Source organism: Methylobacterium marchantiae (genome assembly GCF_042679825.1).
GTDB lineage: Bacteria > Pseudomonadota > Alphaproteobacteria > Rhizobiales > Beijerinckiaceae > Methylobacterium > Methylobacterium marchantiae.
Genome location: NZ_JBHTND010000017.1, coordinates 96,807 through 105,740 on the forward strand (window position 1 = coordinate 96,807; position 8,934 = coordinate 105,740).

Annotated in this window: 9 protein-coding genes and 1 pseudogene; 5 read left to right on the plus strand and 5 right to left on the minus strand. The window is 69.4% G+C overall.

Annotated features, from left to right (window positions below; all coding sequences use genetic code 11):
* Positions 1–31 precede the first annotated feature (31 nt).
* Positions 32–439, minus strand: a complete 408-nt coding sequence (locus ACFQ4G_RS13810; protein WP_238207454.1) for a hypothetical protein — start codon at positions 437–439, stop codon at positions 32–34.
* A gap of 155 nt (positions 440–594) precedes the next feature.
* On the opposite strand from ACFQ4G_RS13810, the gene ACFQ4G_RS13815 reads away from it, so the two are divergent.
* Genes ACFQ4G_RS13815 through ACFQ4G_RS13825 form a run of 3 tightly spaced genes read left to right on the plus strand, consistent with a single transcriptional unit; the run spans position 595 to position 3,523 of the window.
* Positions 595–1,866 carry a GNAT family N-acetyltransferase gene (locus ACFQ4G_RS13815; RefSeq protein ID WP_238207457.1) on the plus strand — a complete coding sequence of 424 codons (1,272 nt, stop codon included), beginning with the start codon at positions 595–597 and terminating at the stop codon, positions 1,864–1,866.
* Positions 1,863–3,023, plus strand: a complete 1,161-nt coding sequence (locus ACFQ4G_RS13820; protein ID WP_238207458.1) for a M20 aminoacylase family protein — start codon at positions 1,863–1,865, stop codon at positions 3,021–3,023. The genes ACFQ4G_RS13815 and ACFQ4G_RS13820 overlap by 4 nt, the downstream gene beginning before the upstream one ends.
* On the plus strand, positions 3,020–3,523 hold the full coding sequence (locus ACFQ4G_RS13825; protein ID WP_238207460.1) for a glutathione peroxidase: 504 nt from the start codon (positions 3,020–3,022) through the stop codon (positions 3,521–3,523). The genes ACFQ4G_RS13820 and ACFQ4G_RS13825 overlap by 4 nt, the downstream gene beginning before the upstream one ends.
* Before the next feature lie 2 nt (positions 3,524–3,525).
* Here ACFQ4G_RS13825 and ACFQ4G_RS13830 read toward each other — a convergent pair whose 3' ends face one another.
* A complete protein-coding gene (locus ACFQ4G_RS13830; protein WP_238207462.1) occupies positions 3,526–4,473 on the minus strand; it encodes a cation diffusion facilitator family transporter in 948 nt (315 codons plus the stop codon).
* Positions 4,474–4,584: 111 nt separating this feature from the next.
* Here ACFQ4G_RS13830 and ACFQ4G_RS13835 point away from each other — a divergent pair, with 111 nt between their 5' ends.
* Positions 4,585–5,031, plus strand: coding sequence for an HIT family protein (locus ACFQ4G_RS13835; protein ID WP_238207464.1), 447 nt, complete (start codon positions 4,585–4,587; stop codon positions 5,029–5,031).
* A 5-nt stretch (positions 5,032–5,036) separates the two neighbouring features.
* On the opposite strand, the gene ACFQ4G_RS13840 is transcribed toward ACFQ4G_RS13835, so the two are convergent.
* The 3 genes from ACFQ4G_RS13840 to ACFQ4G_RS13850 form a co-directional block, all read right to left on the minus strand.
* Positions 5,037–5,447: a PilZ domain-containing protein gene (locus ACFQ4G_RS13840; protein ID WP_238207466.1), complete on the minus strand. Its 411-nt coding sequence runs from the start codon at positions 5,445–5,447 to the stop codon at positions 5,037–5,039.
* A 142-nt stretch (positions 5,448–5,589) separates the two neighbouring features.
* Positions 5,590–5,817 carry a hypothetical protein gene (locus ACFQ4G_RS13845; protein ID WP_238207468.1) on the minus strand — a complete coding sequence of 76 codons (228 nt, stop codon included), beginning with the start codon at positions 5,815–5,817 and terminating at the stop codon, positions 5,590–5,592.
* Positions 5,818–5,883: 66 nt separating this feature from the next.
* Positions 5,884–7,941, minus strand: coding sequence for an NAD(+) synthase (locus ACFQ4G_RS13850; protein ID WP_238207470.1), 2,058 nt, complete (start codon positions 7,939–7,941; stop codon positions 5,884–5,886).
* A 288-nt stretch (positions 7,942–8,229) separates the two neighbouring features.
* On the opposite strand from ACFQ4G_RS13850, the pseudogene ACFQ4G_RS13855 reads away from it, so the two are divergent.
* Positions 8,230–8,934 (plus strand): annotated as a pseudogene (locus ACFQ4G_RS13855) (DNA translocase FtsK); the annotation flags it as partial.

Consider the following 8,934-nt stretch of genomic DNA (forward strand, 5'->3'; position numbering starts at 1 on the left):
GTTCCATGCCCATCGGTGCCGACGACGTCGATCAGGCCGGCACGGGCACGAGCCCGTCGAGGAAGGCCGTGACTTCGCGGCGGTTCCAGGATGCGCCATCGGTCCAGAACCGGAGCAGGGCGACGTGGTTGAGCCTCACCCATTCGATCACCCGCGGTCTCGCCGAGCGGGAAGCGCCCCTGGGCAGGAAATCGTCGCGCACCTTCGGATCGGCACCGATGGACACGATCAGACAGGGCAGGTCGCGGCCGGCGCGGTCCGGATACCACTTCACCCGTGGGCCGTGCGAACCGAGGGCCGTCGAAACGAAGATCGTGCCGGCGACGTTGGTGTCCTGCTCGTCGAGATTGGCCATCTCGATCAGCACATCGTGGGCGAAATCATCCGGCAGCGTCCGCCGTTCGCTGCCGGGTCGGACATCGAGGATCGTCGGTCCCATCTCTTCCCTCCTCGGGAATCGTTGCCGTCATTCTTGGCCCAGGGCCATTCGGGCCGCAAGCAGGGTGGCCTCCGGGATCGCCTCGAGAGTTGCCTGCGACCGCGACACGGACATCCCGCGCTTGTCCCCTCGGCCGACAGGGCTAGATTGCGGGCATGGAAAAGACCGGACCGGTAGCCGAGCCTGAGCTGGATTCCGCCGCGACCCTGCAGGTTCGCGCGGTCACCGGCCTCGCTCAGATCCCGGCGGACCAGTGGGATGCCTGCGCCACCTCGGCGGAGACCCTCTCGGCCGGGGACGAGACCCACAATCCCTTCGTCTCCCACGCCTTCCTCTCGGCACTCGAGGAATCCGGCTGCGTCTCGCGCAGGACCGGGTGGCTGCCCCTGCACGTGGCGGTGGAGCGGGAGGGGCGCCTCGTCGGCGTGGCGCCGTGCTACCTCAAATCGCACAGCCAGGGCGAATACGTGTTCGACCATGGCTGGGCCGATGCCTACGAGCGGGCCGGGGGCAGCTACTACCCCAAGCTCCAGGTCAGCGTGCCGTTCACGCCCGTCACCGGCCCGCGCTTCCTCATCGCGCCGGGGCAGGACGTGGCCGAAGCCGCCTCCGCGCTGATCGCGGGCCTGCGCGCCCTGCGATCGGAGACGAAGGCCTCCTCGATCCACGTGACCTTCATGCAGGAGCGCGAATGGGAGCAGGCCGGCGAACTCGGGCTACTCCAGCGGGTCGACCAGCAATTCCACTGGGCCAACGCGGGCTATGCCGGGTTCGAGGATTTCCTCGGGGCGCTCTCCTCGCGCAAGCGCAAGGCGATCCGGCGCGAGCGCCGCGACGCCCTGGCCAACGGCATCACCATCGAGCACGTCACCGGCGCCGACCTGACGCCGGCGCATTGGGACGCGTTCTACGAGTTCTATGCCGATACCGGCGCGCGCAAATGGGGCCGGCCCTATCTCAACCGCGCGTTCTTCGGCCTCATCGGCGAGCGCATGCCCGAGCGCGTCCTGCTGATCATGGCCAAGCGCGAGGGCCGCTACGTCGCCGGCGCCATCAACCTCATCGGCGACGTGGCGCTCTACGGCCGCAACTGGGGTTGCACCGAGGACCACCCGTTCCTGCATTTTGAGGTCTGCTACTATCAGGCCATCGATTTCGCGATTCGGCATGGTCTCAAGCGGGTCGAGGCGGGGGCGCAGGGGGAGCACAAGCTCGCCCGCGGCTACGCTCCGGTGCTGATGCATTCCGCCCACGACATCGCCGATCCCGGCCTGCGCCGGGCCATCGCCGACTATCTGCGCCGCGAGCGCGACCACGTGATCGAGGCAGCCTCGGTCCTCGGCGAGATGACCCCGTTTCGCCGGGACGGTCCGATCGCCGATCCCGAGACGCCCGAGCGAGCCCCCGAGGACAAGGAACGTTCATGAGCCCGATCGACCGTATCAAGGCCTTCGCCGACGACCTCACGGCGATCCGCCGGGACATCCACGCCCATCCCGAGATCGGTTTCGAGGAGGTGCGGACCTCGAACCTCGTGGCCGAGCAGCTGGAACGCTACGGCATCGAGGTCCATCGCGGGCTCGGCGGGACGGGGGTGGTCGGCGTGCTCGAAGGGCGCTCGGCCAAGGGCCGCCGCATCGGCCTGCGCGCCGAACTCGACGCCCTGCCGATCGAGGAGGAGACCAACCTCCCCCACCGCTCCACCATTCCGGGCAAGATGCACGCCTGCGGCCATGACGGCCACACCACCATGCTGCTCGGTGCGGCGCGCTACCTCGCCGAGACCCGCGACTTCGACGGCACCGCCCTGTTCGTGTTCCAGCCGGCGGAGGAGGGTCTCGGCGGTGCTCGCGCCATGCTCGCCGACGGTTTGTTCGAGCGCTTCCCCTGCGACGAGATCTACGGGCTCCACAACGCCCCGAACGGCCCGCACGGCAAGCTCAAGATCCGCCCCGGCCCGATGATGGCGGCGGCGGATTTCTTCGACATCCGCATCACCGGGCGCGGCGCGCACGGGGCCGAGCCGCATCGCGGCCTCGATTCCATCGTGGCCGCCGCCGCCCTGGTCCAGGCGATGCAGTCGATCGTCTCGCGCAACGTCGACCCGCTGAAGAGCGCCGTCGTCTCGATCACCCAGATCCATGCGGGCGCCGCCTACAACGTCATCCCGGAGGGCGCGCATCTCGCCGGCACCGTGCGGACCTTCGACGCGGAGGTGCGAAAGCTCGTCTCCGCCCGCATCCGCGAGGTGGCCGGGGGCGTCGCCGCCGCCCATGGCGTCGAGGTCCATGTGGACATCCGCGACGTGTTCTCCGTCCTCGAGAACAGCGCCGAGCACGCTGCCGCGGCGGCCGAGATCGCGCGCGAGATCTTCGGTGCGGACGGCGTCGACGACGACACCGTGCCGCGCATGGGCAGCGAGGATTTCGCCGACATGCTGATGGCGGTGCCGGGTGCCTATGCCTGGATCGGCGCGACGCCGGGGCCGGGCCTGCACAACGCCGCCTTCGATTTCGACGACAGCATCATCCCGCTGGGCAGCTCCTACCTCGCACGGCTGGTGGAGAAGCGCACCGCCGCATGACCAGCCTCTACGACCTCGCTCCAAGAGCCGCCGACGGGACGCCCCACCCGTTGGCTCAGCATCGCGGCAGGGTCGTGCTCGTGGTCAACACCGCCTCGAAATGCGGCTTCACGCGGCAATACGAGGATCTGGAGCGGCTCTGGCGGCGGCACCGGGACGAGGGATTCGTCGTGCTGGGCTTTCCCTGCAACCAGTTCGGCCGGCAGGAGCCGGGGGATGCCGCCGAGATCGCCCGGTTCTGCAGCCTGACCTACGACGTCACCTTCCCGGTCCTCGCCAAGGTCGATGTGAACGGCGAGCAGGCCGATCCGGTCTTCGTCCATCTGAAGCGGGAGAAGCCGGGGCTGTTCGGCACGTCCCGGATCAAGTGGAACTTCACCAAGTTCCTGATCGGCCGGAGCGGCCGGGCCATCCGCCGCTACTCGCCCATCATCAAGCCCGCGGGCCTGGAGGCCGACATCGCCTCCGCCCTCGCCGCGAAGGAGTCGACGGCGGGCTGACCTCACGCGGTCACGAGTTCCTTCGCCTGGATCTCGATGAACACCCGCTTCACCGCCGGGTTCTGCGCCTTCAGCCGGGTGTCGAGGCGGCCGACGATGGCCTCGACCTCGCCGGCATTCAGGCTGTCCTCCATGTCGAGGCTGATGTTCACGAGGATGTCGGAAGGCCCGAGATGCTGGGTCAGCACCGCGTTCACGTGCCGGATGCCCGGCTCGCTTCGCACGATCCGCTCGATCTCCGCCACGGTCTCCGGGGCCGCCGCTTCCCCGACGAGGAGGCCGTGGGTCTCGATCATCAGGAAGATCGCCATCCCGATCAGGATCGTGCCGATGCCGATGGAGGCCCAGCCGTCGAGGGCGGGCATCTGCAGCCATTCGGCGAGGATCACGCCGGCCAGGGCCACCATCAGCCCGAGGAGGGCTGCGACGTCCTCGACGAGCACCGTGAACAGGGCCGGGTCCTTGCTGCGCCGGATCGCCGTGATGGCTTCGCGGTCGCCCTTCTCGGCCCAGAACGCCTTGAGGGCGACGGCGCAGGAATAGCCCTCGGCCAGGACGGCGAAGCCGAGGATGCCGAGATTGACCCAGAAGCCCGGAATGGTGCGGCCGAAGATCACCGCGTCGGCGGAGGCTTCCGGATAGTGGATCTTGTGGATGCCCTCGTAGACCGCGAAGGCGCCGCCGCCGAGGAAGATGAACAGCGCGACGATGAAGGCGTAGAAATACACCTCTCGGCCGTAGCCGAAGGGGAACCGCGCATCGGCCGGCTTCTTCGCCCGCGACAGGCCGACGAGGAGGAGGATCTGGTTGGCCGTGTCCACCAGGGAATGCACGCCTTCCGCCAGCATCGCCGACGACCCGGTGAAGAAGGCGCCGACGAACTTCGCCGCAGCGATGGCGAGGTTGGCTCCCGCGGCGGTGTAGATCGCGCCGTTGCTCTCATGCGCCATGCCGGCGGGTCGCTCCCGATAGGTCCCGCCGCGCGCCGTGGACGCCGGGGGTCAGTCTGTGCAAGGTCCGGCCGACACCAGCAGACGAAATCCGCGATGGAGCCGGCATCCATGTCCTCAAACGTCGAAGCTGCGCAGTACGATCCGCAGAATGTCTTCGCCAAGATCCTGCGGGGCGAGATTCCCGCTCAGAAGGTCTACGAGGACGAGCACACCCTGGCCTTCATGGACGTGATGCCCCAGGGCCCCGGCCATACCCTGGTGATCCCCAAGGCGCCGGCCCGCGGCCTGCTCGATGCCGATCCCGCATCCCTGGCCGCGACGATCCGCACCGTGCAGCGCGTCGCCCGCGCGGTGAAGACGGCCTTCGCCGCCGACGGCCTGACGATCTTCCAGTACAACGAGCCGGCGGGCGGACAGACGGTGTTCCACCTCCATGTCCATATCGTGCCGCGCTTCGACGATGTGGCGCTGTCGCGGCATACGGGCGGGATGGCCGACAGCGACCTCCTCGGCGTGCATGCGGCCCAGATCCGGGCCGCCCTCGCCGCGGCCTGAGGCGGTCAGGCGACCGCAGGAACCGCCGCGATCAGCCGGCGCAGGGCTGCGTTCTCGGCTTCGAGTTCCCCGATACGCCGCACCAGGGCGAGCATCGCCGCCGATTGGTCCTGCGCTGCCGCGACGGGAGCGGATGGCGCGGCGGCCGGCGCAGGCGAAGCCGCCGCCTCGTCCACGAAGGCGATGCCGATGCCGTCGCTGCGGCGCCAGCGGAGGCTCGCCTTGTAGGTTCGCTCCTTCTGCGGAATGAACAGGTCGAACACGTCCGGAAGGGTCGCGGTTTCCGTGAGAGCGAGGCGCGCACCGGTCGACGACATGTCCCGCACGAGGCAATCCATGCTCGCTGCGCCGTTATTGAAGATGATGCGGCCCTTGAGGAAGGTCCTCTGCCGCGCTTCCCTACGATTTTCCGACATGAGGGTCGGTCTCCGGCTCCGCTTCGTGCGACCATGTGCATCCTCGCATGGCGTCCCTTAAGGAATGATCGCCACGGCGAGCGGAAGGTGCCTCTATCTCGATCGGACGGCCCGCCCCGATCGTCGCTGCCGGCCGCATCCTCTAGTTGAAGCGCCGATCCATCGTCTCGAAGAGATAGAAGCCGTTGAACCGCACGGCCGTGGTCGCGGCCCGTTCGTCGAAATCGGCCGGCGCCTCGGCCTCGTCGCCGAGTCGTCCGGAGAACGCCCAGTTCCGGCCGCTGAGGAAGCTCGGAACCGCACGGCTCTCGGGCACCGCGCAGCACAGGCCGCTGACGGTCTTCAGGCAGAACACGTTGTAGCTTTGCATCGGTCGGTCTCCGACTGGCCACCCCGACTCATCGGATAGCGGCATAATCGGACGGGACTGTGTCGCTCAGTTTTCGGGGACGTTTCGCGTGAGCTCGTCGAGCCAGATCCGGGCGTTGCCGTCGGACGGCGCGCGCCAGTCGCCGCGCGGGGAGAGGGCGCCGCCGGCGACGACCTTCGGCCCGTTGGGCATCGCCGAGCGCTTGAACTGGCTGAAGCCGAAGAAGCGCTGCAGGAACACGGCGAGCCAGGAGCGGATCTCCGGCAGAGCATAGGCCCGGCGCTTCGCCGGGGGAAAATCCGGCGGCCATGCGCCGCGTTCCGCGTCGCCCCAGGCATGCATCGCGAGGAAAGCGATCTTCGAGGGCGCGAAGCCGTGGCGCAGCGTGTAGTACAGGTTGAAATCCTGCAGCGCGTAGGGGCCGATCTTGGCCTCCGTGCTCTGGGGCGACCCACCCTCCTCCGCCGGGACGAGTTCCGGCGAGATCTCCGTGGCGAGGATCGCCCGCAGGGTCGCGTCGGCTTCATGCCCGATCTGGCCGCTGGCGATGACCCAGCGGATCAGGTGCTGGATCAGGGTCTTGGGGACCCCGGAATTGACGCCGTAATGGCTCATCTGGTCGCCGACGCCGTAGGTGCACCAGCCGAGCGCCAGTTCCGAGAGGTCGCCGGTGCCGATGACGATGGCGCCATTCTGGTTGGCCAGCCGGAACAGGTAGTCGGTCCGCAGGCCGGCCTGCACGTTCTCGAAAGTGACGTCGTAGACGGGCTCGCCGCGCCCGAACGGGTGGCCCATATCGGCGAGCATCTGCCGCGCCGCCGGCCGGATGTCGATCTCCCCGGACGTGCTGCCGAGCGCCGCCATCAGCGCGTGGGCATTGGCCTTGGTGGCGTCCGATGTGGCGAATCCCGGCAGCGTGTAGGCGAGGATGTCCGAGCGCGGCAGGCCGAGCCGGTCGAAGGCCCTGGCGACGACGATGAGCGCATGGGTGGAATCGAGGCCGCCCGAGATGCCGATGACGGCCTTTTTCGTGCCGGTGGCCGACAGGCGCTGGGCGAGGCCCGCCACCTGGATGTTGTAGGCCTCGTAGCAATCCTGGGCGAGGCGGGCGACGTCGGCCGGGACGAACGGGAAGCGCTCCACTGTCCGCATCAGTCCGAGATCGCCCGATGGCGGATCGAGGCGGAAGCGGATTGTGCGGTAGGAGAGGCCGCGCCCGCGCGCAGCGTCGTCGAAGCTTCCCGCCTGCCGCCGCTCCTGCGCCAGGAGATCGAGATCGATATCGGCCAAGGTCGTCACCGGCCCGGCGGCGAAGCGCTCGCCCTCGGCGAGGCGCACGCCGTTCTCGTCGATGCTGGTCTGCCCGTCCCAGGACAGGTCGGTGGTGGATTCGCCCAGACCCGCGGCGGCGTAGACATAGGCGCAGGCGCAGCGCATCGACGCCGCGCGCGTGAGCATCGCCCTGGACTCGGCGCGGCCAACGGTGATCGGGCTGCCCGAGAGGTTGGCGAGGATCGTGGCACCGGCGAGCGCCGCATCGGCGCCGGGGGAGGCGGGGACCCAGAGGTCCTCGCAGATCTCGATGCCGAGGGTGAAGCCGGGCAGGTCTTCCGCCGCGAACAGCAGGTCGGTGCCGAACGGCGCTTCGATCCCCGCCACGGTGACGGCCTCGCCGAGGAGGCCGGCGCCGGAGGCGAAATGGCGCTTCTCGTAGAATTCCCGGTAGTTCGGCAGATAGCTCTTGGGCACCACTCCGAGCAGCCGGCCCCGGTGGATCGCGAGCGCGCAATTGTAGATCCGGTGACGCCAGCGCAGCGGCGCGCCGACGACGAGGACGGGCGTCAGGTCGGCCGACGCCGCGACGATGCGGAGGATCGCCGCCTCCACGGCGTCGAGGAGGGTGACCTGCAGGAACAGGTCCTCGATGGCGTAGGACGAGACGCAGAGTTCCGGGAACACCGCCAGCGCCGCTCCGGCGCGATGGCACGCACCGGCGAGGTTCAGGATCTCGTCGGCGTTTCTCTCGGGGTCGGCCGGATGGCTTCGCCCGGCACAGGCCGCCACGCGGGCAAAGCCGTGGCGATACAGGGACTTGAAGGCGTCGGCTCGTTCGGTTTCGGCCAAGGGGCGGGGTGCCTCTCGCAAGGGTCGGGCGGGCGATGCATCGCGGGGCGACGGACCGTCGAGGCTCCACGGTGGAAACCCGTGTGATCGGAAGCCCTTCATCGGGTTCCCTAACCTAACCTGTCGCGCTCCGAGGCTCCAGGGGCAGGTGGCCTCCTCCACTGCCGGACATCCGACGTTTCGACGCGCCGGGGCAAGCGTCTGTTAACGACGTTGGCCCTAGCTTGGGGAAGAACCGCTCCCGTCGGGGACGCGGGCCAGTACCTTATCGAGTCAATCCAGAGCATCATGCGCGCATCGGGACGGCCTCCCTATTCCCACCGTGATCCCTCCAGGCCCGGCCGCGGCGGCGACCGCCCCGGCCTGACCTTGGGCGCCCTCGCGCACAGGCTGATCAGCCTGCGTGCAAGCCTGACCCGGCGTCTCGCCGGACCGCCGCAGCGCCCGAGCCTGGTCTCGCCGCGTCCCGCGCAATCCTGGCTGAAGGCGCCGCGCGACATGGTGCACGATGCCGGTGCCCCGCCTCCCTGGTCCGAGCGCGCCGAATGGGCCGAGCCTCAGGGCTGGCCGGACCACGTCTTCGACGACCGGGCCACGCCCGATCTCTCCCGTTCCTCCGGCATCGCGGCCCTGGACATGGCCGGCGAGAGCCGGATCGACCATGACGCATCGAGCCCGCGCGTGCTGATCCGCTCGCCGCGGCGCCCTGCCTCGATCACGCCGGAAGGCTACGAGGGTGTGGCCTACCCGGTCGCCGCCGAGCCGGCCGCGCCGGCGGTCCGCTATACCCGCACGCCCGATCCGGTGCTGCAGGAGCGTCGTCAGCGGGCGCTCGACGCCGAACGGCTGGCCCAGGAAGAGCAGGTCCGTGCCGCGCTGCAGGCGCAGGAAGAGGCACGCCGCGCCGCCGAACTCGCCGGCCTCGCCGCCGAAGAGGCCGAGCGTGCCGCCGCGGAGGCGGCGGAAGCCGCGCTTCTCGCCGCGATCCCGCCC